Below are 567 nucleotides of genomic sequence, written 5' to 3'. Positions count from 1 at the left end.
CACCATAGTTCTACCATCACATCGTGAGCAGAGAAGAAGCCAACTAATCGATTTTGTACGTCTACAACAGGTGCGCTCGTTACGTGATTATCAAGTAACACATCCAGCGCGGCTGCAATTGGCGTTTCTGCACGAATGGTGACTGGTTTTTGGTTCATAATGTCTTTAACAAAAGAAGCATTTTTCATGGTGAAATCCTTAACTGAAGACAGGGTTGTAGTTGTAGTGATAGAATAAATATTCGCTGCTTTTAGTTCTGGTCGGCGAAAAATACACCAGTTTGAAAGGCCAACTAATACCGCTCCGCCGACGATGTTGCCAAGCGTGACAGGAATTAAGTTAGCGGTAATAAAGTGGCTAATGTTTAGGTCTGTGTATTGTGACGCGGGCACACCGACAGATGCCCAAAAAGATTCAGGTGCAAAATTCGCGATAACAATACCAAGTGGAACCATAAACATGTTCGCAACACAGTGCTCAAAACCGCTGCTGACAAACATTGCCACAGGCAAAATTGTCATTGCTGCTTTTGTCATTGCATTTGCAGAACTAAATGTCAGCCAAATC

General features: G+C 43.0%; 1 protein-coding gene. It reads right to left on the bottom strand.

Annotated elements, in window-relative coordinates:
* A partial coding sequence (locus R7R78_RS28420; protein ID WP_225474889.1) for a formate/nitrite transporter family protein occupies positions 1 to 567 on the bottom strand: 567 nt, incomplete at both ends.

It is taken from the genome of Vibrio sp. 2134-1, assembly GCF_033339495.1.
This window is presented reverse-complemented; position numbering and strand designations above follow the sequence as displayed.